Source organism: Flexivirga lutea, from assembly GCF_054778955.1.
Map to the genome: position 1 here is coordinate 1,153,605 of NZ_BAAGZB010000001.1, position 24,354 is coordinate 1,177,958.

At 69.5% G+C, this 24,354-nt stretch carries 21 protein-coding genes and 1 pseudogene; 9 read left to right on the forward strand and 13 right to left on the reverse strand.

The window, feature by feature from the left end; translation table 11 throughout:
• Window position 1 precedes the first annotated feature (1 nt).
• The 7 genes from xdhB to ACYVBN_RS05425 all read right to left on the reverse strand — a co-directional run bounded on the left by xdhB (window position 2) and on the right by ACYVBN_RS05425 (window position 8,917).
• A complete protein-coding gene (gene xdhB, locus ACYVBN_RS05395) occupies window positions 2–2,401 on the reverse strand; it encodes a xanthine dehydrogenase molybdopterin binding subunit (RefSeq protein WP_460599607.1) in 2,400 nt (799 codons plus the stop codon).
• Window positions 2,398–3,849: a xanthine dehydrogenase small subunit gene (locus ACYVBN_RS05400; protein ID WP_460599608.1), complete on the reverse strand. Its 1,452-nt coding sequence runs from the start codon at window positions 3,847–3,849 to the stop codon at window positions 2,398–2,400. Before ACYVBN_RS05400 ends, xdhB begins: the two co-directional genes overlap by 4 nt.
• Window positions 3,850–4,054: 205 nt before the next feature.
• Window positions 4,055–5,422: an amidohydrolase family protein gene (locus ACYVBN_RS05405; RefSeq protein ID WP_460599609.1), complete on the reverse strand. Its 1,368-nt coding sequence runs from the start codon at window positions 5,420–5,422 to the stop codon at window positions 4,055–4,057.
• Window positions 5,419–7,407 (reverse strand): 2-oxo-4-hydroxy-4-carboxy-5-ureidoimidazoline decarboxylase, encoded by a 1,989-nt coding sequence (gene uraD, locus ACYVBN_RS05410; protein WP_460599610.1) that lies wholly within the window; start codon window positions 7,405–7,407, stop codon window positions 5,419–5,421. Before uraD ends, ACYVBN_RS05405 begins: the two co-directional genes overlap by 4 nt.
• A 283-nt stretch (window positions 7,408–7,690) precedes the next feature.
• A complete protein-coding gene (locus ACYVBN_RS05415; protein WP_460599611.1) occupies window positions 7,691–8,101 on the reverse strand; it encodes a helix-turn-helix domain-containing protein in 411 nt (136 codons plus the stop codon).
• A complete protein-coding gene (locus ACYVBN_RS05420; protein ID WP_440281941.1) occupies window positions 8,094–8,336 on the reverse strand; it encodes a thiamine-binding protein in 243 nt (80 codons plus the stop codon). Before ACYVBN_RS05420 ends, ACYVBN_RS05415 begins: the two co-directional genes overlap by 8 nt.
• Window positions 8,333–8,917 (reverse strand): HhH-GDP family DNA glycosylase, encoded by a 585-nt coding sequence (locus tag ACYVBN_RS05425; protein WP_460599612.1) that lies wholly within the window; start codon window positions 8,915–8,917, stop codon window positions 8,333–8,335. Before ACYVBN_RS05425 ends, ACYVBN_RS05420 begins: the two co-directional genes overlap by 4 nt.
• 73 nt (window positions 8,918–8,990) lie before the next feature.
• On the opposite strand from ACYVBN_RS05425, the gene ACYVBN_RS05430 reads away from it, so the two are divergent.
• Both ACYVBN_RS05430 and ACYVBN_RS05435 read left to right on the forward strand, forming a co-directional pair.
• The gene (locus ACYVBN_RS05430; protein WP_440281939.1) at window positions 8,991–9,557 is read left to right on the forward strand and encodes a DinB family protein; all 567 of its coding nucleotides are present in this window, start codon (window positions 8,991–8,993) and stop codon (window positions 9,555–9,557) included.
• Window positions 9,554–10,048 carry a GNAT family N-acetyltransferase gene (locus ACYVBN_RS05435; RefSeq protein ID WP_460599613.1) on the forward strand — a complete coding sequence of 165 codons (495 nt, stop codon included), beginning with the start codon at window positions 9,554–9,556 and terminating at the stop codon, window positions 10,046–10,048. The genes ACYVBN_RS05430 and ACYVBN_RS05435 overlap by 4 nt, the downstream gene beginning before the upstream one ends.
• Window positions 10,049–10,229: 181 nt before the next feature.
• Here ACYVBN_RS05435 and ACYVBN_RS05440 read toward each other — a convergent pair whose 3' ends face one another.
• Window positions 10,230–11,180 (reverse strand): sucrase ferredoxin, encoded by a 951-nt coding sequence (locus ACYVBN_RS05440; RefSeq protein ID WP_460599614.1) that lies wholly within the window; start codon window positions 11,178–11,180, stop codon window positions 10,230–10,232.
• A 285-nt stretch (window positions 11,181–11,465) separates the two neighbouring features.
• Here ACYVBN_RS05440 and ACYVBN_RS05445 point away from each other — a divergent pair, with 285 nt between their 5' ends.
• Both ACYVBN_RS05445 and ACYVBN_RS05450 read left to right on the forward strand, forming a co-directional pair.
• A complete protein-coding gene (locus ACYVBN_RS05445; RefSeq protein ID WP_460599615.1) occupies window positions 11,466–12,263 on the forward strand; it encodes a DUF222 domain-containing protein in 798 nt (265 codons plus the stop codon).
• The gene (locus ACYVBN_RS05450) at window positions 12,188–12,793 is read left to right on the forward strand and encodes an HNH endonuclease (RefSeq protein WP_460599805.1); all 606 of its coding nucleotides are present in this window, start codon (window positions 12,188–12,190) and stop codon (window positions 12,791–12,793) included. Before ACYVBN_RS05445 ends, ACYVBN_RS05450 begins: the two co-directional genes overlap by 76 nt.
• Window positions 12,794–12,888: 95 nt before the next feature.
• Here ACYVBN_RS05450 and ACYVBN_RS05455 read toward each other — a convergent pair.
• The 4 genes and pseudogenes from ACYVBN_RS05455 to ACYVBN_RS05470 all read right to left on the reverse strand — a co-directional run.
• Window positions 12,889–13,014 (reverse strand): annotated as a pseudogene (locus ACYVBN_RS05455) (VOC family protein); the annotation flags it as partial.
• 46 nt (window positions 13,015–13,060) lie between these two features.
• Complete coding sequence (locus ACYVBN_RS05460; RefSeq protein ID WP_460599616.1) at window positions 13,061–15,523, reverse strand: DNA gyrase/topoisomerase IV subunit A; 2,463 nt, start codon at window positions 15,521–15,523, stop codon at window positions 13,061–13,063.
• 131 nt (window positions 15,524–15,654) lie between these two features.
• Window positions 15,655–16,251 carry a sunset domain-containing protein gene (locus tag ACYVBN_RS05465; RefSeq protein WP_460599617.1) on the reverse strand — a complete coding sequence of 199 codons (597 nt, stop codon included), beginning with the start codon at window positions 16,249–16,251 and terminating at the stop codon, window positions 15,655–15,657.
• Between the two features lie 39 nt (window positions 16,252–16,290).
• Window positions 16,291–17,097 (reverse strand): LLM class F420-dependent oxidoreductase, encoded by an 807-nt coding sequence (locus tag ACYVBN_RS05470; protein WP_460599618.1) that lies wholly within the window; start codon window positions 17,095–17,097, stop codon window positions 16,291–16,293.
• A 48-nt stretch (window positions 17,098–17,145) separates the two neighbouring features.
• Here ACYVBN_RS05470 and ACYVBN_RS05475 point away from each other — a divergent pair, with 48 nt between their 5' ends.
• Window positions 17,146–18,198: an alpha-hydroxy acid oxidase gene (locus tag ACYVBN_RS05475; protein WP_460599619.1), complete on the forward strand. Its 1,053-nt coding sequence runs from the start codon at window positions 17,146–17,148 to the stop codon at window positions 18,196–18,198.
• Between the two features lie 2 nt (window positions 18,199–18,200).
• Here ACYVBN_RS05475 and ACYVBN_RS05480 read toward each other — a convergent pair whose 3' ends face one another.
• Window positions 18,201–18,809, reverse strand: coding sequence for a nitroreductase family protein (locus ACYVBN_RS05480; protein ID WP_460599620.1), 609 nt, complete (start codon window positions 18,807–18,809; stop codon window positions 18,201–18,203).
• Between the two features lie 200 nt (window positions 18,810–19,009).
• Here ACYVBN_RS05480 and ACYVBN_RS05485 point away from each other — a divergent pair, with 200 nt between their 5' ends.
• From ACYVBN_RS05485 to ACYVBN_RS05500, 4 genes are read left to right on the forward strand one after another with little or no spacing between them, the layout of a single operon-like run.
• On the forward strand, window positions 19,010–19,516 hold the full coding sequence (locus ACYVBN_RS05485; RefSeq protein WP_460599621.1) for an RNA polymerase sigma factor: 507 nt from the start codon (window positions 19,010–19,012) through the stop codon (window positions 19,514–19,516).
• The gene (locus ACYVBN_RS05490; RefSeq protein WP_460599622.1) at window positions 19,513–20,973 is read left to right on the forward strand and encodes a beta propeller repeat protein; all 1,461 of its coding nucleotides are present in this window, start codon (window positions 19,513–19,515) and stop codon (window positions 20,971–20,973) included. Before ACYVBN_RS05485 ends, ACYVBN_RS05490 begins: the two co-directional genes overlap by 4 nt.
• Before the next feature lie 41 nt (window positions 20,974–21,014).
• On the forward strand, window positions 21,015–23,738 hold the full coding sequence (locus ACYVBN_RS05495) for a bifunctional acetate--CoA ligase family protein/GNAT family N-acetyltransferase (protein WP_460599623.1): 2,724 nt from the start codon (window positions 21,015–21,017) through the stop codon (window positions 23,736–23,738).
• A gap of 5 nt (window positions 23,739–23,743) precedes the next feature.
• Window positions 23,744–24,352: a DUF5998 family protein gene (locus ACYVBN_RS05500; protein ID WP_440281925.1), complete on the forward strand. Its 609-nt coding sequence runs from the start codon at window positions 23,744–23,746 to the stop codon at window positions 24,350–24,352.
• The last annotated feature ends 2 nt before the right edge of the window (window positions 24,353–24,354 follow it).

Consider the following 24,354-nt stretch of genomic DNA (forward strand, 5'->3'; position numbering starts at 1 on the left):
GTCATACCGCCGAGGGGACGGGATCCGCAGCGTTGTCCGGGATCGCTTGGGTTGCCACGTCGTGCGGCTCCGTCGAGCGCGCTGACTCGATGGCCCAGTAGACGGCCTCCGGCGTCGCGGGGGACGCCAGGTGCACGCTGATGCCGGCCGGTCCGAACGCGGCCGCGGCCTTGCGCAGCGCCTCGCGCACCGAGAAGGGCAGCATCAGCGGCGGTTCACCGACGGCCTTGGAGCCGTAGATGGCACCCTCCTCGGTGGCGTTCTGGAACATCGTCACGTTGAAGACCTCGGGCATCTCCGAGAAGCTCGGTAGCTTGTAGGTGCTGGCGCCCTGGGTGGTGAGCCGGCCGCGCCCCGGCCCGTCGCCGGCGTCCCAGCGCTGGTCCTCCAGCGTCAGCCAGCCGGCACCCTGCACGAAGGCGCCCTCGATCTGCCCCTTGTCGATCAGCGGCGACAGGCTGTCGCCGACATCGTGCACCACGTCGACCCGGCGGGTGCGGTAGGCGCCGGTGAAGCCGTCGACCTCCACCTCGGCGACGGCCGCGCCGAAGGAGAAGTACTTGAACGGCGAGCCCTGGTAGGTCTCTTCGTTCCACTCCAGGCCCTCGGTGCGGTAGTAGCCGGCGGCGTGCAACTGGATGCGCTGCAGATAGGCGGTCCGCACCAGCTCCTCCCACGGGATGGGCGCGCGCTCGCTGTTCAGTCCGTATGCCGTGCCGTCGGCGAACCGGACGTCCGCCGGTGGGACACCGAGAATGCCTCCGGCGACGACCGCGAGGCGGTCGCGGATCTGGTCGCAGGCGTGCTTGACCGCGCCGCCGTTGAGGTCGGCGCCGGTGCTGGCGGAGGTCGCCGAGGTGTTGGGCACCTTGTCGGTGCGGGTCGGCGCCAGCCGCACCGTGCCCAGCGGCAGCCCGAGCGCGGTCGCGGCCACCTGCAGCATCTTGGTGTGCAGGCCCTGGCCCATCTCGGTGCCGCCGTGGTTGACCAGCACCGAGCCGTCCTTGTAGACGAGCACGAGCGCGCCGCCCTGGTTCATCGAGCTCTTGTTGAAGGAGATGCCGAACTTCACCGGCGTCGCCGCGATGGCGCGCTTGGTGTGCTCGTGCGTGGCGTTGAACTGCTCGATCTCCCGCTGGCGGGCGGCGAAGTCGCTCTCGGTGAGCACCTCCTCCCAGATCCGGTGCAGCCGCTCGATCTGCCGCACCCGCTGGCCGTACGGCGTCGTCTGGTCGGCGGACCGGTAGAAGTTGCGTTGCCGGATCTCCTCACCGGTCAGGCCCAGTTTCGGTGCGACGGTGCCGAGGATGTTCTCGGTGAGCAGCATGCCCTGCGGGCCGCCGAAGCCGCGGAACGCCGTGTGCGAGGTCCGGTTGGTCTTCGCGATGCGTCCGTGCGCCCGGATGTTGGGGATCCAGTAGGCGTTGTCGACGTGGCACAGCGCCCGCGACAGGACCGGCTGCATCAGGTCGAGGCTCCAACCGCCGTCGGCGGTGAAGACCACCTTGAGCGCGAGCAGGTGACCCTCGTCGTCGAAGCCGGCCTCCCAGGTGGACAGGAAGTCCGGTCGCTTGCCGGTGAACTGGATGTCCTGGTTGCGGTTGAGTCGCACGCGCACCGGGCGGCCGGTGAGTGTGGCGCCGAGTGCGGCGATCGCGGCATACCCGTTGGCCTGGGTCTCCTTGCCGCCGAATCCGCCTCCCATCCGCAGACATTGGACGGTGACCTCCGAGGAGCTGACGCCGAGCACGTGCGCTGCGATCTCCTGGGTCTCACTCGGGTTCTGCGTGCTGGAGTGGATGAAGACCTGGCCGGCCTCGTCGACATACGCGATGGAGGCCTGAGTCTCCAGGTAGAACTGCTCCTGGCCGGATGCCTCCCAGGTGCCGCTGAACACGTGCTCGGCGCTCGCCATTGCGGCGTCGGCGTCGCCGCGCGACACGGTCGGCGCGCGGCCCTGGAAGCTCTCCGCGGCGATCGCCTCGGGGAGCGTCACGATGGACGGCAGCTCCTCGTAGTCGATCTCGACCGCTGCGGCGCCGAGGCGGGCGGCCTCCAGGTTTTCGCCGAGCACCCAGCACACCGGGTGCCCGTAGAACATCACCTCGGTGGGGAAGAGCGGCTCGTCGTGGTTGATGTTCGAGTCGTTGACACCGGGCACGTCCTCGGCGGTGAGCACCCGCACGACGCCGGGCACCTGGTATGCCGGAGTCGTGTCGAGCCGGGTGACGAGTGCGTGGGCGTGCGGGGCGGACACCGGGTAGGCGTGCAACAGATCCTTCGTGCGCCCCACCAGGTCGTCGGTGTAGAGCGCCGTGCCGGTCACGTGGCCGATGGCGTCGCCGTGCGGGATAGCTTCTCCGACAACAGGGTTCGCGGGGAGCTGGGACAGCTCGCTCATGCGACACCTTCCTCAGTGGTGGACTCGGCATACAACTTGCGCAGTGAGGTGCCGAGCATGGCCCGGCGGTATGTGCTGCTGGCGCGGTGGTCGTCCATCGGGGTGCCCTCCTGCTGCAGCAGCGCGGCGGCGGCCCGGACGGTCTCGGCCGTCCACGGCTTGCCCTCCAAGGCGGCTTCGACCGCGGTGGCGCGTAGCGGGGTGGCGGCCACTCCGCCGAGGCCGACGCGGGCCCGGCGGACGACGCCGTCCGCGACGTCGACCGCGTAGCCGACGGCGACGCTGGAGATGTCGTCGAACCGGCGCTTGGCGATCTTGTGGAACGCGGTGACACCGGCCAACGGCAACGGGATCCGCACCGACCGGATCAGCTCGTCCGCCGCCCGGACGGTCTGCCGGTATCCGGTGAAGTAGTCCGCGAGCGGCACCACGCGGGTGCCGTCGGGGCCGGCGAGCACGAGCTCGGCGTCCAGCGCGAGCAGTGCCGGGGGCGTGTCACCGATCGGTGACGCGGTCCCGAGGTTGCCACCGATGGTGGCGCCGTTGCGGATCAACCGTGACGCGAACTGCGGGAAGAGCTGGGCCAGCAACGGGATCCGCCCGTCCAGCCGTTGCTCGATCTCGCTGAGCGTGAGCGCTGCGCCGATCTCGACGTGGTCGTCGGTCTCGACGAGGGTCCGCAACTCCGGGAGTCGGTCCAGCGCGACCACGAGCTGCGGACGCGCCGACTTGATGTTGACGTCGACACCCCAGTCGGTGCATCCCGCGACGGGGACGGCGTCCGGGTCGTCGCGCAGGATGCTCAGGGCGTCGCTGAGGGTGGCCGGGCGGACGAACCTTCGGCCCTGGGCGTGGTATGCCGTCGGCACGGCCTCCGGTGCAGGGGAGTTGCGGCGGGCGGCGAGCGCGTCGTCGGCCGGCACGTCCCCGAGCGCGTATGCCGCGTCCCGGATCGGCCGGTATCCCGTGCACCGGCACAGGTTCCCGGAGAGCGCGTGCAGGTCGAAACCATTGGCGCCGTGCTCGCTGCTGTCCGCACCGTGGTCGCCGGCGGTGCGGTCGGGGCGGTAGTACTCGGCCGCCATACTGCAGACGAATCCCGGTGTGCAGTAACCACACTGGGAGCCGCCGCGCACTGCCATCTCCCGCTGCACCGGATGCAGTGCCTCGGCGCTGCCCAGTCCTTCGGCGGTGACGATCTCCTGACCGGCGAAGGCTGCGGCGGGCGGCAGGCAGGCGTTGACGGCCGTCCACCGGGTGCCGCCGCTGTCATCGGGCCGGGCCACCAGGACCGAGCACGCTCCGCACTCACCTTCGGCGCAGCCTTCCTTGGCGCCGGTGAGGCCCTCGGACCGTAGCCAGTCCAGCAGGTTGGTGTGTGGAGCGTCGGTGAACTTGTGGGTTTGCCCGTTGACGATCACATCCAGTGCGGACACGGGGTCAGTCATCAGCGACTCCTTTCGAGCCGGAAGCCGAAGCTGCCGGTCAGGCGGTCGCATGGTTCGGGCGGCTGGTGCCGCGCCGCGATCGGAGATGTCCGATCGGTTATCCATGCAGAACGACCGGACCCGGGTGCTGCGTCAACTCTACGGCTCAACATTTTGTTGAACAAGGATTTTCGGTTCTTCGGTGCGGTGCGGCGGACCTGCGCGGTCAGCCGACCGGTGCGGGGTGCCGCAGGCGTTCCGACGCCTCGGCAGCGCCCCGGGCGAGTGCGCTCTCCTCGACCCGGACCAGGTGGTTGTCCCGGACGACCGCACGGCCGGCGACGAGCACCAGGTCCAGTGGCGGGGGCGCTCCCAGCACCAGTCCGGCGACCGGGTCGGCGATGCCGGCGTGCGCGAGCGTGTCCATCCGCCATACGCACAGATCTGCCTGTTTGCCGGCTTCCACCGAACCGATCTGGTCCGCCCAACCCAGCAGTCGGGCACCTCCGAGGGTCGCGGCCTCCAGCGCCTGCCGCACGCCCAGGGCGGTCGGACCGCCGAGCGCACGAGCGAACAGCACCGCGTGCCGCGCCTCCTCCAGCAGCGAGGTCGCCTCGTTGGACGCGGCACCGTCGACACCCAGTCCTACCGGTGCGCCGGCGTCCAGCAGGTCCCGTGTGCGGCAGACACCGGCGCCCAGGCGGGCGTTGGAGGACGGGCAGTGGGCGACGCCGGTGCCGGTGCGCGCCAGCGTCCCGATCGCGTTGTCGTCGAAGTGGATCCCGTGTGCGAACCACACATCGGGACCGAGCCAGCCGAGCGACTCCATGTAGTCGATCGGCGCCTGGCCGAAGCGCTCGCGGCAGAAGTCGTCCTCGTCGAGTGTCTCGGCCAGGTGGGTGTGCAGGCGTACGCCCCGGTCGCGCGCCAGGCGCGCGGCCTCGCGCAGCAGGTCCGTGGTCACCGAGAACGGTGAGCACGGTGCGACACCGACATGGACCATCGCATCCGGCGACGCGTCGTGATGGGCGTCGATGGCCGCGGCGGTGGCACCGAGGATCTGGTCGATCGACTCGACCACGTGATCCGGGGGCAGGCCGCCGTCGGACCGGCCCAGGTCCATCGAGCCGCGGGTGGCGAAGAAGCGGACCCCGACGTCACCGGCGGCCGCGATCTCGGCGCCGAGCACGTCGCCACCGTTCCGCGGGAACACGTAGTGCTGATCCATCACGGTGGTGCAGCCGGACAGGGCGAGCCGGCCGACACCCGCTGCGGCTGCCTGTCCCACGACCCGCTCGTCGATGGCTCCCCACACCGGGTAGAGCGCCGTCAGCCACTCGAAAAGCGTTGCGTCCACGGCATACCCGCGCGTCGCCCACTGGTAGAGGTGATGGTGGGTGTTGACCAGACCAGGTGTGAGCACGCACCCGGTGCCGTCGATCAGTGCGACGTCCTCGCCGGTGGGGGCGTACCGGCCGGCGGACACCGACCGGATGCGGGACCCCTCGACCACGACGTGGCCGATGGAGTGCTCCGTGCGGTCCGGGTCCATCGTGACGACCGTGGCGCCGTCGATGACGGTCAGCTCGCTCATGGTGTCGTCGCCATCCGGCTGCGTGCGGTGTTCAGCGGCTCCGCCTCCGCGACGAGGTCGTCGAAGCGGTGGCCGGCGATCTTGGCACTCTCCAGCAGGGCGGTCACCAGTTCGTGCTGGGTGGAGTTGTCCAGCCGGGCACGGCCCTGGGCCACCAGTTGCTCGACCGAGTCGGTCTCACGCACACAGGTGACCAGGGGGAAGCCGAACTTCTCGCGGTATGCCGCGGTCAGCGCCGACAGTTCGGCGCGCTCGTCGTCGCGCAACTGGCTGAGCATGATGGCGGCGCGGTCCCGGGACGACGCCTCGCCCAGCTGACCGTCCGCGACCTCCATGCTGCCGAGGTCGGGGTAGCCGGCGATCAGCGAGCGCTGCTTTTCGTCGGAGGCGGAGAACAACGCCTCCTGGAACGACGCCCGCAGATCGGGGGTGTCCTGGAACGGCCGCTGCTCGTAGGCGTCCGCGATGATCCAGGAGTTGCCCTGGAAGAGCGGCTCGAAGGTGTGCACGAACTCCTCCTTGCTCATCGCGTTGACCTGCGCCAGGCCGATGACCGACCCGGTGGGGCTGGTCGCGACCCCGGCGCCGCGGCTGGTGCCGACGTGGAAGAAGACCATGTAGAGCACGAAGGCGGCGATCGAGCCGATGGTGATGCCGGAGCCGAGGAAGACCTGGTAGTCCTTCGGCAGCAGGGTCGCGACGCCGGGCTCGGCCGTCACGAGCATCGCCAGACCGAGAGAGGTGGCCACGATGATGCCGTTGCGGTGGTCGTTGAAGTCGACCTTGCCGAGGGTCTGGATGCCGACGACGGCGACCGTCGCGAACATCGCCAGACCGGCTCCGCCCAGCACGCTGGAGGGTATGCCGGCCACGATGGCGCCGGCCTTGGGCAGCAGGCCGAGGATGATCATGAAGACCGCGGCGGTGGCCACGACGTACCGGCTCTTGATCTTGGTCAGCCGGACCAGGCCGACGTTCTCGGCGAAGCAGGTGTAGGGGAAGGAGTTGAAGACGCCGCCGATGAACGTGGCCAGCCCGTCGGCTCGCAGCGCCCGTGCGACGTCCTCGCCGTCGACCCGCTTGCCGACGATCTCGCCGGTGGCGAAGACGTCACCGCAGGTCTCCACCATCGTGACCAGCATGACCAGCACCATCGAGATGATCGCCGCGAGAGCGAATTTCGGCATACCGAAGTGGAAGGGAGTGGTGACGCCGAGCCAGCTGGAACTGCTGACGGAGTCGAAGTGCGCCTCGCCGGCGAACCAGGCGATCAGGGTGCCGATGGCCAGGCCGAGCAGCACGGCGATCGTCTGTACGAAACCGCGGAACAGCCGCTGGATGACGACGATGACGACGACGGTGCCGAGTGCGAGGGCGAGGGTCTTCCAGCCGCCGGCCGCCAGGTGGTAGTTGCCGCCGGCGTCCTGGCTGAGGACCGAGGCGCTGTAGGAGTGGGTCTTGGGGTCCCAGCGCAGCAGCGCGTCACCGGCGGCGACGGGCAACAGCGAGAAGCCGATGACCGTGATGACCGAGCCGGTCACGACCGGCGGGAAGAAGCGGACGATCTTGCCGAAGTACGGCGCGAGCAGGAACGTCACGACGCCCGAGACGAGCACCGCCCCGTAGATGGTCAGCAGCCCGTTGACGCCGCCGCCTGCGTTGACGCCGATGATGATCATCGGGGACACCGCGGTGAAGGTGACGCCCTGCAGCAGTGGGAGCCGGACGCCGACCTTCCAGAAGCCGATCGCCTGCAGCAGCGAGGCGATGCCGCAGGTGAAGAGGTCGGCGTTGATCAGGTGGATCAGCTGATCGGAGGTCAACCCGATCGCGCCGGCGAGCAGGATGGGGACGATCACGGCACCGGCGTAGAACGCGAGGACGTGTTGGATGCCGTAGACGGCGAGCTGTCCGGCGGGCAGGACTTCGTCGACGGGATGCTTCTGGGTGCGGGGGCGCACTTCCTCGGCGGTGGCAGCAGACATTGCGAGCGGTCCTTCCAGAGGCCCAGGGGGACATCAATGATGAGGTGGCAGGGGCATCTTCGCGCTTCGGCGGCCCGGCCGGGGGAGATTCCGCTGGTCATGCGAGGTGCGGCCGCAACTGAGTGCTTCTCGCTGGGCGTGGGGCCTGGGGAGCCACGCCGTCCGTTCGCTTATACGGAACAAAAATTTCGAGATATGAAATTAATGGCTGCAGACGAGAGTATGCCGTACGTCACATCTTCGTCAACAGTTTGTTGAGAGATGGTGACCGCGCCCAACCGGCTCAGCTGTCGACGCGCACTCGGTTGAGGTAGTTGTAGATCGTGAAGCGGGACATGCCCATGGCCTCGGCCACCGTCTCCGCGGAGTGACGCATCTCGAACGCGCCGCGTTCTTCCAACAGGCGCACCGCGTGCTGCTTCTTGGCGCGGGGCAGCTCGGACAGCTGGTCGCCCAGCTCGCGTTCCACGGTCTGGATCAGCCGCGACAAACCGTCCGAGAGGTCGTGCTGGTCGAGCACTCGGACGTGGATCGTGTTGTCGCGCAATGTGATCGGGATGTCGTCGGACTCCGGAGGGCCGTCCACGACGACCGCGCCGACGCGGTGCAGCAGTGGTTGCAGCGCATCGGCGAGCTCGTCGCTCAGTGTCGGCAGATCGGGCGTCGGCAGCTCGGGCATCGGCGGCTCAGGCATCGGTGCGCTCGATCTGCAGGCTGATCCGCGTGGCGCCGGCGGCGAAGGCCGCGCCGGCCGCGTCGTGGACGGCTTGCAGCAGTCCGTCGCCGGCGCCCTCGACCGTGGTGCCGAGGGGTCCGAGATCGGGGTTCAGGCCGGCGGCGCGCAGCGCGTCGGCGGCCGCGCTGACATGTGCCGGCAGCGCGCCCTCACCACGGAACGGTTCGGTGGTGACCTCGGCGCGCAGCCTCATGAGGTGGCCTCGCCGGCGGTTCTCGCGGCGGCCTTGGCCTGCTTCTTGAACTCACGCACCTTCTGCAGCGACGCCTCGTCCACCACGTCGGCCACCGAGCGGTAGGAGCCGGCCTCGGCATACGGGCCGATCACCTCGCGCCAGCCGTCGGGGGTGACATCGAGTTGTTTGCCGAGCAATGCGGCGAAGATGCGGGCCTTCTGGTCGCCGAACCCGGGCAGGGACTTCAGGCGCTTCAGCAGCTCGGCGGTCGTGTCGGCCGTCGTCCAGATGCGCGATGCGTCGGAGTCGTAGTCCTGCAGGACCACCTGGGCGAGCTGCTGCACCCGGCCGGCCATCGAGCGTGCGTAGCGGTGGATCGCCGGGGGCGTCGAGCACAGGTCGGCGAACTCCTGCGGCTCCTGCGCCGCGATCTCGCCGGGATCGAGAGTGCCCAGCTTGGCGACGATCTTCGCCGGCCCGCGGAAGGCGTGCTCCATGCCGTACTGCTGGTCCAGCAGCATCCCGATCATGAGCGCGAACGGGTCGGTGGAGAGGAGCTGGTCCGCGGTGTCGTCCTGGGCGATCCGGATGTTCGGCATACGAGCAGCGTAGAACGCCGCAGGCCCGGAACTCGATGGCGCGGTGTCCGTCCTTGCTCCTATGTTGACGCTCATGACCACGGACAGGCCTGCGACGACACCCGATCTCGACCCGGCCGGGCGGACGGATCCGCCGGTGGACGCCGACGAGATCGACACGCTGCTCGGCTTCCTGCGTTACCAGCGGGACACGTTCCGCTGGAAGACCGGCGGCTTGACGTCCGCGCAGCTGGCGCAGACGGCGGCGCCGTCGGACATGACACTCGGCGGGATGATCAAGCACCTCGCCCTGGTGGAGGGGTGGTGGTTCCACCAGGTGCTCGTCGGCGCGGACGAACCGCAGCCGTGGTCGTCGGTGGACTGGAAGGACGACCCGGACTGGGAGTGGCACACCGGGGCCACCGATGAGCCGGGCGAACTCGCTGCGCTGTATGAGGATTCGGTGCGAACCGCTGACTCCGGCATCGAGCGCGCGATGTCCGCCGGCGGGTTCGATGCGTTGTCGGTGAAGTCGGACGGGCGCACGGGGAAGCAGTTCACCCTGCGCTGGATCGTCACCCACATGATCGAGGAGTACGCGCGGCACAACGGTCACGCCGACCTCATCCGGCAGTCGATCGACGCGCGGGTCGGCGAATGACCAGTGTGCGCACAGCGACCGAGGCCGACTGGCCGGCGATCTGGCCGATCGTGCGGGAGGTGCTGGCGGCGGGCGAGACCTATACGTTCCCGGCCGCGATGAACGAGACCGAGGCACGCGAGATGTGGCTCGAGGAGCCGCCCGGCTGCACGGTCGTTGCCGTGGACGACGTCGACGGAACGGTGCTCGGTAGCGCGCACATGGGGCCGAATCGTCCGGGGCCGGGCGACCATGTGGGCACGGCCAGCTTCATGGTCGGTTCCGCTGCCCGTGGTCGCGGTGTCGGCCGCCTGTTGGGTGCGTATGTCGTGCAATGGCTACGCGATGAGGGTTATCACTCCGTGCAGTTCAACGCGGTGGTGGAGACCAACGCGGCGGCCGTCGCGCTCTGGAAGTCGTTGGGATTCACGGTGATCGGCACGGTGCCGGAGGCGTTCCGACTGCCAGGCGGCGAGCTGGTCGGGCTGCATGTGATGTATCTGAAGCTGTAGGCCACGTCCTGTGGCCATGTGTTGGTCGAGTGCCGGAGGAGCGCAGCGGCCGCATGCTGGTCGAGTGCTGTGGCCACTCGCTGGTCGAGTGCCGGAGGAGCGCAGCGGCCGCATGCTGGTCGAGTGCCGGAGGAGCGCAGCGGGGGAGGTGTATCGAGACCACCGAAACCGCCCAAGCACGTCAGTCCAGCAAGGCGGCGCGCCATACAGCGCTCGGGACCGGCGCCTTGGCACATGATGACCGCAGCGCCGGACCGTCCTCGCTGGTGACCCCCACCGACCAGGTGCGCCCGTCGACGTGGGTGACGTCGCACGTCCAGGACCCGTCCTCGTCGCGTGTCCCCGATGCCGAGATCGAGCTGAGAGCTGTCTCCGAGATGTGGTGCCGCACAAAGGAGTCGGCGACTTGCAGCGGTGCCCTGAAGCAGCTGCGCCCGCGGTCGTGCAGCGGGGTGGAGAGTTCGGTCGGCACCTCGTGGCGTCGTGCGGCGGCGAGTGCCAGCTCCGCGAGCTCGGGCGTGAGCCGGGCGTAGGTCTGACCGGACGGCAGTGCGATGCCGGTGGGAGAGAACCGGTGGCCGCCGGTGTGCGAACACTCCCACACGGCGTCCGGGTGCTTTGCCGCAAGGTCCAGTGCGACCGGCCGGCCACGCACCGCACAACACACGTCGCGCTTGCCGTTGGTGCAGATCAGCAGAGCCGGGTCGCGGGTCTCCTCGAGTTCCGGCAGCCGCTCGGTGGCGGCGTCCGGATCGTCTTCGAGGAGCAGATTCCACGGCAACGCGAGCAGTTGAGCGGGGTCGTCGATCTCGCCGGTGAGCAGCCACGGGTCGCGGTCGAGACAGCCGGCGATCAGCACGGTGTGTGGCCCGTCATGCCGTATGTCCGCGTGATCGCCCGGACGGCGGATCAAGAGAAGCCGGCCGCCGTGGTCCGCGCAGGCGCGCTCGAGTGCCCGGCCGACCTCGGGCTCCAGGTGGGACTGGGTGATCGCGCTGTGGCCCCAGGGGCCGTTCTGCTCCAGGCACACCCAGAACCGCGCGTAGGAAGCCGTGCCCCAGGCGGGCAGTCCCTCGACGTCCCACTGCATCGAGCAGGCGGACGGCGGTTGCGGGTCGGCGTGTGTCGTCATACCGGTGGCGATCCTTTCGTGGAGTGCAGGCTCCACCCTACGGACGGCGCATCGGCACGGCTGCGCCCGCTGGTCGAGTAGGTGGAGGAGCGCAGTGGGGGAGCTGGCGCTCGCTGGTCGAGTACGTGGAGGAGCGGAGCGGGGGAACCGTATCGAGACCCCGGCACGGGTCCCGCGGCACCTTGTCCGCGCTGTGCACAACCCGTGATCGGGCGGGCGATGTGGACAATGAAGACGTGGCTAAAACTGTTGCTTACCAACCGAACCCACGATATACTCGAACACATGGACGAAGCGACTATGGATACGGTTGAGGGCGGGATTTTCGCGTTCGACGAGTCCGTGGTGCGCGCGTTCCATGACCGGCTCGACGACGGCATCGCCGGTGACACGCTTGAGGAACTACTGGCTGAGGTCCGTGTTCTGGAGGAAGCCAAGAACGCGATCAGTGCTCGGCAGGCCCGCGTGGCCGTCGCAGCGCACCGCCGGCAACGGCAGGTGGACGTCCCGCGTGGGATCAATCGCGCCACGACCGCGCGGAAGGTGGGTGCGGACATCGCGCTGGCGCGGAGGTCGTCCCCGCACGCCGGGTCTCGGCTGCTGGGCGTGGCGCACGCGGTGGTCGAGGAGATGCCCAACACGTTCCAGGCGTTGGCGGCAGGAGTGATCGGCGAACGGGACGCCACCGATCTGGTGGCAGCGACCAGCTACGTGAGCCGGGAGGATCGGGCGAGGGTCGACGCCGCGATCGTCGACGACCTGGCTACCGTGTCGCACCGGCGACTGGTCGCCGCCGCACAAGCGGCCGCCTACCGGGCCGATCCCGAAGCGGCCACGACCCGCCGCGCCATGGCCGAGTCCGAACGCCGGGTCAGCCTGCGACCCGCACCGGACTGCATGACCTGGCTGACCGCGTTACTGCCGGTCAAGGACGGCGTCGCCTGTTACACAGCACTCAAGACTGAGGCTGATGCGAGCGCCACCGCCGACCACCCCGGGGTCAGGTCATGGCCGACACCCTCGTCCAGCGCGTCACCGGACACACACCGGCCGACGGGGTCGGGGTCCACGTCAACCTGCTGATGCCGATCGACACCCTCACCGGCGACATCCCGGCCGAGGTGCCCGGTTACGGACCGATCCCCGCGGACCTGGCACGCGCATGGGTGACAGACCCCGCCCAAGCCGTCACCGTCCGACGCTTGTTCTCCTACCCCGGCACCGGTGACCTGATCGGCATGGAGTCCACCTCCAGGTGCTACACCGGTCTGCTGGCCGACTTCATCGCCTTGCGCGACCGGTCCTGCCGCACCCCCTACTGCGACGCACCGATCCGCCATACCGACCACATCGTGGCCCACGCCACCGGCGGCGCCACCAGCGAACGCAACGCCCAAGGCACCTGCGAAGGCTGCAACTACGTCAAGAACCACCCCGACCACCTGATCGGCGGCGATGCCGGCGAAACCTGTGTCCTGACAGGCGGACTGACCGCCAGCAGCAGACCACCCGCACCACCAGGACACCCACCGCCCACCAGGTCACCGATCGCACGCACGTTGATGAACATCGAATTTCGTCGGCGCACGAAGACGCCATTTACGACGTGCTGACCAACGACGTCACCGGTCGATGTAGAGGCAGAAGGGGTGGCCCGCTGGGTCGAGCATGACCCGAACATCACGCTGCGGCTGATAGTCGCAGAGCACCAGCCGGGCTCGTCATCGGCGAGTGGCCAGCCCAGCAGATCGCGATAGAAGCGCGCGAGGTCCTGCGCGTCCGGTGCGTCACGCACCACTCCCAACCATCCGGTCAATTCCCTGGTGCCGGCCATACCCACTCACTGTGCCAGGGAGCACGGACATGGATCGGGGAGACCGCTACTCGACCGACGTGCCGGGAAACGCGCCACCGATCACTGCAAGCTGACCGGCCGGCGGCACGCCGCTGCCGTCCCGCTTGCCGTCGGCGGCGGGCAGTTCGACCGCGGCACCCGTCGGGCTCGCGGCCCGCGCCGGTGCGGTGCCGGCCCAGGCCAGGACCAACTCGTCCTCGCCGCGCAGGAACCGGTGGCAGCGGACGCCGCCAGTCGCCCGGCCCTTGCTCGGGAACTCGTCATACCGACTCACCTTCACCGACTCCGGCCCGGTGCCCGGCAGCGCGCCCGAGGCTCCCGCCCCGGTGACGACGACCGCCGGAGCGGAGGTGTCGACGATGCCGAACCACAGCGCTCGGGCGCCCGCGCCGAGCTTGACGCCCGCCATACCTCCACCCGAACGACCCTGCGGGCGCACCAAGTCGGCGGCATACCGCAGGAGGTGTGCGTCGGAGGTGATGAAGACCAGGTCCTCCTCGCCGGTGACGACCTCGACCGCACCGACCACGGTGTCGCCGTCCTTGAGTGAGATGACCTCGAACGAGTCCTTGCTGGGATAGTCGGGATTGACCCGCTTCACCACGCCGCGCTGGGTGCCGATCGCCAGGCCCTTGGACTCCGGCGACAGCGACGTCAACGCCAGCGGTTGTTCGCCCTTGGCGAGATCGATGTATGCCGCCAGCGGCGCCCCACCCGCCAGCACGGGTGCGTCGTTGGTGGGTGGCAGCGTCGGGAGGTCGATCGCGTGGAGCCGCACCAGTCGGCCGTCGGAGGTGACCACACCGAAGTCACCGCGGGCGGTCGTGCGCACCCGCGAGGTGACCACGTCGTGCTTGCGGCGCGAGCCGTCGCTGGACAGCGGTGCCGCATCGGTGGTCCGGGCGAGCAGGCCGGTCGAGGACAGCAACACCCAGCACGGGTCGTCCGAGACCTCCAGCGGGGCCGCGGCTGCCGCGGTCTTCGCGCCGTTGCCCTCCAGCAGCACTGTCCTGCGCGGCGTCCCGTGCGTCTTGACGACGTCGGCGAGTTCGGCCGACACCGTTGTGCGCAGCAGCTTTTCGTCGTCGAGGATCGCCTGCAGGGCCGCAATCTGCTCGCGCAGCTCGGCCTGCTCCTTCTCCAGCTCGATACGGCTGAACTTCGTCAGCCGGCGCAGCTGCAGCTCCAGGATGTATTCGGCCTGCGGCTCGGACAGATCGAAGACCTGCATCAGCCGGCCGCGTGCCTCGCCGGCATTGTCCGAACTGCGGATGACCTGGATGACCTCGTCGATGTCCAGGATCGCGATGAGCAGACCGTCGACCAGGTGCAGCCGATCGGTGGCCTTCTGCAGCCGGAACGCCGTGCGGCGGCGTACGACGTCGATGCGGAAATCGACATACACCGTGAGCAGTTCCTTCAGGCCCAACGTGCGCGGCTGCCCGTCGACGAGCGCGACGTTGTTGATGCCGAACGACTCCTCCATCGGCGTCTGCTTGTAGAGCGCCTCGAGCACTGCTTCGGGGTTGAAGCCGTTCTTGACGTCGATGACCAGCCGCATGCCCTTCATGTCGGACAGGTCGTTGACGTCCGAGATGCCCTGCAGCTTCTTGGCCTGGACGAGGTCCTTCATCCGCTCGATGACCTTCTCGGCGCCGACCATGTAGGGCAGCTCGGTGACCACGATGGATTTCCTTCGTGGCGTGAGGCTTTCGATGGTCGCGGTGGCGCGTGTCCGGAAGGAGCCGCGGCCGGTCAGGTACGCGTCGCGGATGCCGTCGAGGCCGACGATGCGTCCACCGCACGGCAGGTCCGGTCCGGGCACGAACTTCATCAGGTCGTCCAGCGAGCAGTCCGGGTGTGTGATGAGGTGGCGCGCTGCGGCCACCACCTCGCCCAGGTTGTGCGGCGCCATGTTGGTTGCCATACCGACCGCGATGCCGCTGGCGCCGTTGACGAGCAGATTCGGGAACGCTGCGGGCAGGACGTCCGGCTGCTGCTCGCTCTCGTCGTAGTTGGGGACGAAGTCTACGGTGTCCTCGTTCAGGGACCTGGTCAGCTCCAGCGCCGCGCCGGCGAGACGGACCTCCGTGTAACGCGACGCCGCCGGACCGTTGTCCAGGGACCCGAAGTTGCCGTGTCCGTCGACCAGCGGCAGCCGCATGGTGAAGTCCTGCGCCTGCCGGACGATGGCGTCGTAGATCGCGGCATCACCGTGCGGGTGGTATTTGCCCATCACCTCGCCGACCACGCGGGAGGACTTGACGTGGTTGCGCTCGGGGTAGAGCCGCATCTCGTCCATCGCGAAGAGGATTCGGCGCTGCACCGGCTTCAGGCCGTCGCGCGCGTCCGGGATGGCGCGGGAGTAGATGACCGAGTAGGCGTATTCGAGGTATGCCGCCTGCATCTCGTCGTCGACGTCGATGTCGACGATGTTCTGCTGCGCATCGTCGATGTACTCGGTGTCGCTCGTCTTCTTGCGCGCCATTACTGCCCTTCGGTGTCCCGCTGATCGCACGGCCTGACCGCACGGTGGTAGCGCCGATCATCTTCTCTCACGCCGTCCGAGCGCTGGGCACCGACACTCGGAACGCGCGCAACCATGCTGCGAGGAGGTACCTAGACCCGAGCTTTGCGCCACCCGGCGGCGACTGCATCGGACTCCGAACAGAACCAGCGCTCGCCCTTCGCGGGTGAGATCTTCGTGACGTTGTAGTACCGCTGACCCGGAACGTGATAGATCCGCTCACCCGAGGAACTGATGTTGCCTTTGATGTTGCAAGCGCCGGTGGAAGTCGTGGTCGCTCGCGGGGGCGGAGTGCGTCGTGTTGTCGTGTGGATCGGTAGGGGAGCGACGCGGCGCCGCGGAGGCACCGAAGTGGCTCTCGGTGATGTCGTCTTCGGTGCAGCGGCGATCGGCTGTCGCGAACGCGGGCGTGATGTCTCGCTTCCGGCGGCCGCCGCAGTGCGTTGTGTGGTCCCGCGAGACTCACTCGATCGGCGGGGCTTCGGCGAGTGTGTCGCCGTAGTGCGCTGAGTGGGCGCAGCGACGACCCGCGTGTGGGTGACCGTGCGCACGACGGTCTGCGTGGGCGTCGCGGCGGCGACGTCCTGTTGCGCGTTGCAGCCCGCGAGAGTCAGCGCACCGACCGTGAGCGTGCCGAGAAGGAGAAGTCGTCGTGCTTTCACGTGCCGCAGTCTAGGGATGAAATCCATTGGGAGTGAACGAAATGTCCAACTACCCGCCAGTCCCGGTCAGCCGTTGACGCGGTCCCGCCATACGAGCCAGTCCTGCAGCACGCCGAAGTCGTAGTCCGGGCCGCCGACCGGGACGGTGAACATCCGCGCGCCCAGGTCGTACAACGGGCGGCCGGCCTCCTCGGCGACGGTCGGCGCGATGCCGTCACGACCACGTCCACCCACACCCACGGAGATCTCGATCTCCTCCAGCGGACGACCGATCGCCTCGCAATGGCCCCGCAACACCTCCACCTTGTGCGCCAGCACCTCGGGGTCGGCGAAGCTGTGCCAGATGTCGGCGTGCTGGGCCACCAGTCGCAGCGTCTTCTTCTCGCCGCCACCGCCGATCAGCATCGGCAGTGATCCGACCGGCCGCGGGTTGAGGGCCCCCAGCCGCGACTCGATGCGCGGCAGGGAGGCAGCGAGGTCGTCCAGCCGCCCACCGGCGGTGCCGAAGTCGAACCCGTAGCTGTCGTAGTCCTTCTCGAACCAGCCCGAGCCCATCCCGAGGATGAGCCGGCCACCCGAGATGTGGTCGACGGTGCGCGCCATGTCGGCGAGCAGATCGGGGTTGCGGTAGCTGTTGCAGGTGACCAACGCACCGAGCTGGATGCGTGAGGTCTGCTCCGCCCAAGCGGCCAGCATCGTCCAGCACTCGAAGTGTTTGCCCTCGGGGTCGCCGGTCAGCGGATAGAAATGATCCCAGTTGAACGCGACGTCCACGCCGAGGTCCTCGGCGCGGCGCACGGCGTCACGGATCTGGTCGTATGACGCGTGCTGGGGCTGGATCTGGACGGCGATGCGCACCGGGCGTGAGGTCATGTCGGTAACACTAGGTGCACGCGCACCACCTCGACGGAAGGACAGTCGTTGCACGAGCAGCTCCGCCAGCTCCGGGACCGGGCCGAGCAGATCGTCGCTGCGGACATGTGGAGTTACCTCAACCGTGGCTCCGGCGACGAGCGCACCGTCCAGGAGGCGCACGACGCCTGGGATCGTTACCGGCTACGACCGCGAGTGTTGCGGGATGTCGCCCAGGTCTCCACCGCCGTCGACCTTTTCGGACGGTGGCGGACGCCGATCGGCGTCGCCCCGACCGCCTTCCACGCGCTGCTGCACGCCGACGGTGAAGTGGCCACCGGCGCGGGCGCGGCCGCCGCAGGCGCCCCGATGGTGGTGTCCAGTCGCGCCACCCGCCGCATCGAGGAGGTCGCCGCGGCGGTCGGCGGGCCGTGGTGGTTCCAGGTCTACCTGATGCGTGAGCGCGCCATCACCGGCGCGCTGATCGAGCGCGCCGCCGCGGCCGGAGCCACCGCGATGGTGCTCACTGCCGACACGCCGTATGTCGGGCACCGCGCCCGCAGTGCGGCCCGCAGCCGGCCATTGCCGTTGTCGGACGAGCAGGCCCTGACGAACATGCGCGACCACCTACCGGCCGACGTCACCGACATCTGGGACGCCATCGACCAGCGCGCCGACCTCTCGCTCGCCGACATCGCCTGGGTGGCGCAGACGTCCGGTCTGCCGGTGCTGGTCAAGGGTGTGCTGCGCGCTGACGACGCGCTGGCCTGCGTGGAGGCCGGCGCCTCGGGGATCTGGGTGAGCAACCACGGTGGCCGACAACTGGACCGCGCCGTACCGACTGCAGCGGCGCTACCGGAAATCGTTGCGGCAGTGGGCGACTCGGTGCCCGTGGTCGTCGACGGGGGAGTGCGCGACGGGTTCGACGCCCTCACCGCCCTCGCGCTCGGCGCGCGGGCCGTGATGCTCGGCCGGCCGATCATGTGGGCGCTCGCCTCCGGTGGCCGGGACGCCGTGTCGGCGACTCTCATCGAGCTCACCGCCGAGCTGCGGCACGCGATGGGTCTTGCCGGCGCGGCGCAATTGGCCGATCTCGCCGGTTCGATGGTGACCGGCCGCTGAGGTCAGTGGACGTTGCCGAACCGCCCGAAGTGCGCAACCTCCCCGAAGTCGCGCCGGCGCACCGACCGGGTGCTGCCCGACGGCGTGGACTCGGCCGGGTGACCCACCGCCACCACCCCGACGATGCCGTGATCGGCGGGTATGCCGAACGCCTCGCGCACTGCATCCAGCCGTTCCACCGGCACCCCGAAGAACAGCCCGCCCAATTCCTCGTCGACGGCACCCAGCAGCATCAGCATGGCCGCCATACCGGTGTCCACGTCCCAGTAGGGGACCGGCCAGTGCTCCTCGCTCCGGTCCTGCCACGGTTTGTCCGCCCGCGCGTAGCGTCGCAGGTAGGCGCCCTTGTCCGAGCAGCAGATGATCAGCACCGGTGCCGCGCTGACCCCGCGCAGCCACGCGTCCGGTGTGCCGTCGTCGGTCGTCGCCGCCCAGAACGCGTCGCGCTCCTCGCCGCGCAGGACCACGAAGTCCCAACCTTGGCTGAAACCCGCACTCGGTGCCCGCACCGCCAGCTCCAGCAACCGCAGCACGGTCTCCTCCGACACGTCCCGGTCCGCATCGAACCGGCGCACCATCCGGCGCCGCAGCACGGCGTCACGCAACTCCATGGCCAGCAGCCTAGGTGCGCCGGCCGCAGCAGGGCGGGGGGTTAGGCTTTCGGCTGGCCGGTGACACATCCGGACCGGCCGACAACGCACATGTGGCGGGCACCAACCGCGCACGCGGTTGCGGCGTCTACTCGGGTATGACGGCGACGATCACCGGGCAGCGCGCTGCTGTCCGCGTCCCACGGGAAAGGTGGCGATGGGTGGCTTCGGGGGAAGCAGCCGTCGAAAGCGCCGTCCGCGAGGTGTATGACGCACACTTCGGACGGCTCGTCGGTTGGACCACGCAGTTGATCGGTGACCGGGACTTGGCCCATGACGTGGCCACGGAGGCCTTTGTGAAGCTGATGACGCACTGGCACACGGTGCAGGACCCCCGCGCCTGGCTCTACACCGCCGCCGCCAACCAGGTCCGCGACCACTGGCGCAAACGCGGCCGGGAGGCCTCGGCATACGAGAAGTACACCGCCGGCAGCGCCCGCGCGGTGGACGTCGCCGACCCCGGGCTCGACCCGGCGACGCGACTGACAGTGCGCGAGGCAGTGGAGTCGCTGCCCGAGCGCTTCCGGCTGGTGGTCCTGCTGCACTACTACGCCGACCTGTCGGTCGCCCAGGTCGCCCTGCAGACCGGCAAGAGCGAAGGCACGATCAAGCGCGACCTGCACGATGCCCGCAAACAGCTGGCCCGACGGCTGGAGGTGTCCCGATGAGTGACGAACGCACGAGCGGGCGGTATGACGGCGGGGAGCCGTCGGCCGAACACGACCCGGTGGCGCGGTTCTTCGCCACTGCGCGGGCCGAAGTGCGCGAGGACCGGGGGACCGACCTGGACTGGCAGCGCATCGTCCGTGGGGCGCGTCGCACGTCCCGACGCCGCAGCCGGTTGGCGTTGCTGTCCAGCGCCGCCGTCGCGGTGCTGGCGATCTTCGCCGTCTTCCTCTGGCAGCAGGACGGCATCAGCGATGGCGTGCACCGCGGCGAAGCCGTCGTCGGCGCGACCGATCAGGTCGTCACCGGCGAGCCGACATCGGCACCGCCCTCGGTGTCCGCCCAGCAGACACCGACCACGGTGCCGGCGAGCTTCGACACCTGGTCGGTCAGCAACGCGGGACTGAGCACGCTCTACGCGCTCGGTTCGCAGACCTGCGGTGGCGACACCTGCCCGGTGCTGTTGCGGTCCAACACCAGCGGCGAGAAGTGGAATGCCGTACACCGGTTCACCGGCACCGACGTCTCGGCGGCGACCGGGCAGGCCGTGCCGCAGATCCAGCCGGTGCGCGCGATCACCCAGACCCGCTTCGCCACGCCGCAGACCGGTTACGTCTTCGGTGGCGACCTCTGGGTGACCCACGACGCCGGTGCCAGCTTCACCAAGATGAGCCACCCCGGCCAGACCGTGCTCGATGTCGAGATCAATCAGAACCAGGCCGTGCTGCTCAGTGCCGACAACTGCGGCCAGGGCGTGTGCAACGGTCCGGTCTACGTGAGCCGTTTCGACCCGGCCAAGAACTCCATCGCCACCGCCGACGCTGAGGTGAAGCCCAGCACGCAGATCAGCGGCGGCACCGTGGTCGTGCAGAACGGCCAGGCGTTCATCCAGCTGACCCCGTCCGACCCGTCCTCCGCGGTCGCGCCGATGCGGCTGGACGACTCGACGCTCACCCGCGTGGATGCACCGCCGGCCTGCCGGGGCGCCTCGCTGCAGGCACTCACCGCAGCCACGAACACCAAGAACCTGCTGTTGTTCGCGCTGTGCGACCCACGCACGACGGCGGACAACCACCTGTCCTACACGATCGTGCGCAGCGATGACGGCGGCAGGTCGTGGCGGAGCATCTCGGTCGGAGCACTGAAGCTGCCGCGTCTCGGGCAGGTGTCGCTGGCAGCCGCAGACAGCCAGCACCTCGTGGCGTCCGCCGGCGGGCCGCGGGAGACGTCCGGAGTGCCGGCCAGCAGTGGCCAGGACAGCCTGATGGTGTCGAACAACGGCGGCCACGGGTTCGGCGCGGCGACCCCGCCGAAGGGTCAGCAGCTGCCGGGCACCGGTTTCGACTGGACGGCCAGCGCCGGGGCCGGGATCGTCTACGCCGTGCCGCGCACCACGCACGGCTTCTGGAGCACCACCGATTTCGGCGCATCGTGGAGCGTGATCGACCCGCGGCCCTGACGCGTCGGCGACCGGACCGCCGACAGTGGCATGCTCGGGACATGGACTCGACCGACGGCGTCGCACCGACCGAGCCCGTGGGTGAGCTGCCACCGGGCTACCCCCGCGACTGGGAGGCCGACGTGGTGCTGCGCGACGGCTCGGTCGCCCAGGTGCGGCCGATCCGGCCCGACGACGTCCGGCTGCTGCAGGAGTTCCACGAGCGCCAGTCCGACGAGTCGATCTACCTGCGCTTCTTCGCCCCGCTGAAACACCTGTCCGACCGCGAGGCGCAGCGCTTCGCCAACGTCGACTACCTCCAGCGGGTCGCTCTGATCGTGGAGGCCGGTGGCCGGATGGTCGGCGTGGCGCGCTACGACCGGTTGACCGGGCCCGACGGGCCGCGCGCCGAGGTGGCCTTCAACATCGCCGACGACTTCCAGGGCCGCGGCGTCGGCTCGGTGCTGCTGGAGCACCTGGCCGCCATCGGTGCGGAGGCCGGCGTGCAGGAGTTCGTCGCCGATGTGCTGCCGCAGAACCACAAGATGATGGGCGTCTTCACCGACGCGGGCTTCGAGATCCAGCGCCGCTTCGACGACGGTGTCATCGCCCTGTCCTTCCGGATCGAGCCCACCGAGCAGTCGCAAGCGGTGCGCGCGGCGCGGGAGCAGCGCGCGGAGGCGCGCAGCATGCGCTCGCTGCTGGCCCCGGCCTCGATCGCGGTCGTCGGTGTCGGCGCTCAGCCCACCGGCCTCGGTCGCAGTGTCTTCGAACACCTGCAGGCGGGCGGCTTCACCGGCACCCTGTATGCCGTCAACCGCAACATCCACCACGAGATCCCCGACGTCACGGTCCACCCGAGTGTCCGGGACCTGTCCGGGCCGGTCGAGCTGGTGGTGGTGGCCGTTCCGGCGCGTGAGGTGTTGCAGGTGGTGCGCGACTGCGCGGCCCGCGAGGTGAAGGCCCTGGTGGTGATCTCGGCCGGCTTCGCCGAAGCCGGCCCGGAGGGGGAGCGGCTGCAGGCGGAGCTGGTCCGCACCGCCCGCCGGCACGGCATGCGCGTCGCCGGCCCCAACTCGTTCGGGCTGATCAACACTCGCGACGACGTGCGGATGAACGCCACCCTGGCGCCCGAGATGCCCGGCAACGGACGCTTCGGCCTCTTCGCGCAGAGCGGCGCCCTGGGCATCGCGGTGCTCGACTTCGCCGACCGCCGCGGACTCGGGCTGACCGACTTCGTCTCCACCGGCAACCGCGCCGACGTCTCCGGCAACGACGTCATGCAGGCCTGGATCGACGACGACAGCACCGCCGCCGTCGGCCTCTACCTGGAGTCGATGGGCAACCCGCGCAAGTTCTCCCGCATCGCACGCCGGCTGTCACTGCAGAAGCCGGTCATCGTGGTCAAGTCCGGCGTGTCGTCCTACGGCGTTCCGCCCGGCCACCGCGTCCGGCCGACCCACACCTCACCGGATGCGTTCAAGTCCATGCTGCGCCAGGCGGGCGTCATACGCGTGGAGAACCTGCACCAGATGTTCGACGTGGCCCAACTGGTGGTCAACCAGCCGATCCCGCACGGGCCGCGGGTGGCGATCGTCGGCAACTCCGACGCGCTGGGCGCGCTGGCCGCGGACAACGCCGTCAGCTGGGGCCTGCAGATCACCCACGGGCCGGTCAATCTGCCCGCCGAATGCACTCCGGCGCAACTGGAGACCGCCGTCGAGGCAGCCTTCGCCGACCCGGACGTCGACAGCGTCATCACGGCCTTCATGCAACCGGCCATCGCCCAGGGCATCGGGCTCGCGGCAGCGCTCGCAACCGTCTCGGCACGGCACCCCAAGCCGTGCCTGACGACGTTCCTCGGCATCAGCGGCGTCACCGACGCACTCTCCGCCCCCGATCCGCGGAGTCAGATCGAGCGGTTCGTGCCCTCCTACGCCGTCCCGGAGGACGGTGTCCGCGCACTCGCGGCGGCCACCCGGTACGGCGAGTGGCGGGCCACCGATCGCGGCGCTCCGGTGCTGCCCGACGGCATCGACCGGGTCGCCGCGGAGCAGCTGGTCGACGCCGTGCTCGAGGCATCACCCGGCGGCCGGGAGCTGACGGCGACCGAGGTCCGCACGCTGCTGGCGGCATACGGCATCGAGGTGTGGCCGCACACGTCGGTGCGCTCCGCCGACGAAGCCGTCCAGGTCGCCGAGCAGCTGGGTTACCCGGTCGTGGTCAAGTCCGTGTCGCCGCTGGTGCGCATCCAGCCGGTCTCCTCCGTGCGCGTCGACCTGGCGAATGCGGACGCCGTGCGCGACGCCTACACCGTGCTGGACGAGCGGCTGGCGCCGCTGCACGCCAATCGGCTGGTCGTGCAACGGATGGCGACTCCCGGCATCCCGTGCATCGTCGCGACCGGCGAGGACCCGCTCTTCGGGCCGGTGGTGCGCTTCAGCCTGGCCGGGGCCCCGACCGAGGTGATGGGCGATCTCGCCTATCGGATCCCGCCGTTGACCGAGGTCGACGTGCGCGAGCTGATCAACTCCGTGCGCGCCGCGCCGTTGCTGCACGGCCGCGGGGGCGGCCTGGCGATCGACCAGGGCGCATTGGAGGACCTGGTCGCACGCATCTCGGTGCTTGCCGAACAACTGCCCGACGTGGCCTCCCTGGAGTTGAATCCGGTCAACACGCATGTCGGGGGCCTCGAGGTGCTCGGCGCGTCCGTGACGCTCGCGCCCCCGGCGGTGCGCACCGATTCCGGACGCCGCTCACTGCCGAGCGCGTACCTGCGACAATGACGGGCATGTCTTCGTCCAGCAAGCAGATCACCGCGTCGGCGCTGCCCACCGGGCTCCTCGCCGACATCGAGCAGGCGGGCTACTTCCCGCTGCTCGTGGCCGATGTGGTCGCCGCCGCGGTCGGCACCGAGAACATCACCTCGCATCTGGTGCACGCGGAGACGACGATCGACAACGAGACGGTCCGACGCCACGTCACAGTCTTCGTGCTGACCGACAGCCGACTGATCCTGGCGCACGCCGACGATCACGCCCCGACACCCGACTCGCCGGTGCAGCACCTGGGGATGGTGGCGACGGCGACCAGCGAGACGGTGCCGTTGTCCTGCGTGCGCGGCGTCATGCTCGGCCGCGTCGTGCCCGACCCCGAGCGGTATGTCGAAGGTTCTTTCGGCCGGGAAGTGACGCTGACCATCTCGTGGGGTGCAGTGTCCCGGGTGGACCTGCTGCCAGCCAACTGTGCGGACCCGACCTGCGACGCCGACCACGGCTACGAGGGCACCATCACCGGTGACGACGTCACCGTCCGGGTCAGCGCGGACGCCGACGGTGACGCCAATCTGCAGCAGGCGCAAACGTTCTCGGCCGCGCTGTCTGCCGCCATCGGACGCTGACG

What these genes read in the sequence shown, in the direction of transcription:
- xdhB (WP_460599607.1), bottom strand. Translation starts at nt 2,401, where the DNA reads ATGAGCGAGCTGTCCCAGCTCCCCGCGAACCCTGTTGTCGGAGAAGCT.
- ACYVBN_RS05400 (WP_460599608.1), bottom strand. Translation starts at nt 3,849, where the DNA reads ATGACTGACCCCGTGTCCGCACTGGATGTGATCGTCAACGGGCAAACC.
- ACYVBN_RS05405 (WP_460599609.1), bottom strand. Translation starts at nt 5,422, where the DNA reads ATGAGCGAGCTGACCGTCATCGACGGCGCCACGGTCGTCACGATGGAC.
- uraD (WP_460599610.1), bottom strand. Translation starts at nt 7,407, where the DNA reads ATGTCTGCTGCCACCGCCGAGGAAGTGCGCCCCCGCACCCAGAAGCAT.
- ACYVBN_RS05415 (WP_460599611.1), bottom strand. Translation starts at nt 8,101, where the DNA reads ATGCCTGAGCCGCCGATGCCCGAGCTGCCGACGCCCGATCTGCCGACA.
- ACYVBN_RS05420 (WP_440281941.1), bottom strand. Translation starts at nt 8,336, where the DNA reads ATGAGGCTGCGCGCCGAGGTCACCACCGAACCGTTCCGTGGTGAGGGC.
- ACYVBN_RS05425 (WP_460599612.1), bottom strand. Translation starts at nt 8,917, where the DNA reads ATGCCGAACATCCGGATCGCCCAGGACGACACCGCGGACCAGCTCCTC.
- ACYVBN_RS05430 (WP_440281939.1), top strand. Translation starts at nt 8,991, where the DNA reads ATGACCACGGACAGGCCTGCGACGACACCCGATCTCGACCCGGCCGGG.
- ACYVBN_RS05435 (WP_460599613.1), top strand. Translation starts at nt 9,554, where the DNA reads ATGACCAGTGTGCGCACAGCGACCGAGGCCGACTGGCCGGCGATCTGG.
- ACYVBN_RS05440 (WP_460599614.1), bottom strand. Translation starts at nt 11,180, where the DNA reads ATGACGACACACGCCGACCCGCAACCGCCGTCCGCCTGCTCGATGCAG.
- ACYVBN_RS05445 (WP_460599615.1), top strand. Translation starts at nt 11,466, where the DNA reads ATGGACGAAGCGACTATGGATACGGTTGAGGGCGGGATTTTCGCGTTC.
- ACYVBN_RS05450 (WP_460599805.1), top strand. Translation starts at nt 12,188, where the DNA reads ATGGCCGACACCCTCGTCCAGCGCGTCACCGGACACACACCGGCCGAC.
- ACYVBN_RS05460 (WP_460599616.1), bottom strand. Translation starts at nt 15,523, where the DNA reads ATGGCGCGCAAGAAGACGAGCGACACCGAGTACATCGACGATGCGCAG.
- ACYVBN_RS05465 (WP_460599617.1), bottom strand. Translation starts at nt 16,251, where the DNA reads ATGGATTTCATCCCTAGACTGCGGCACGTGAAAGCACGACGACTTCTC.
- ACYVBN_RS05470 (WP_460599618.1), bottom strand. Translation starts at nt 17,097, where the DNA reads ATGACCTCACGCCCGGTGCGCATCGCCGTCCAGATCCAGCCCCAGCAC.
- ACYVBN_RS05480 (WP_460599620.1), bottom strand. Translation starts at nt 18,809, where the DNA reads ATGGAGTTGCGTGACGCCGTGCTGCGGCGCCGGATGGTGCGCCGGTTC.
- ACYVBN_RS05490 (WP_460599622.1), top strand. Translation starts at nt 19,513, where the DNA reads ATGAGTGACGAACGCACGAGCGGGCGGTATGACGGCGGGGAGCCGTCG.
- ACYVBN_RS05495 (WP_460599623.1), top strand. Translation starts at nt 21,015, where the DNA reads ATGGACTCGACCGACGGCGTCGCACCGACCGAGCCCGTGGGTGAGCTG.
- ACYVBN_RS05500 (WP_440281925.1), top strand. Translation starts at nt 23,744, where the DNA reads ATGTCTTCGTCCAGCAAGCAGATCACCGCGTCGGCGCTGCCCACCGGG.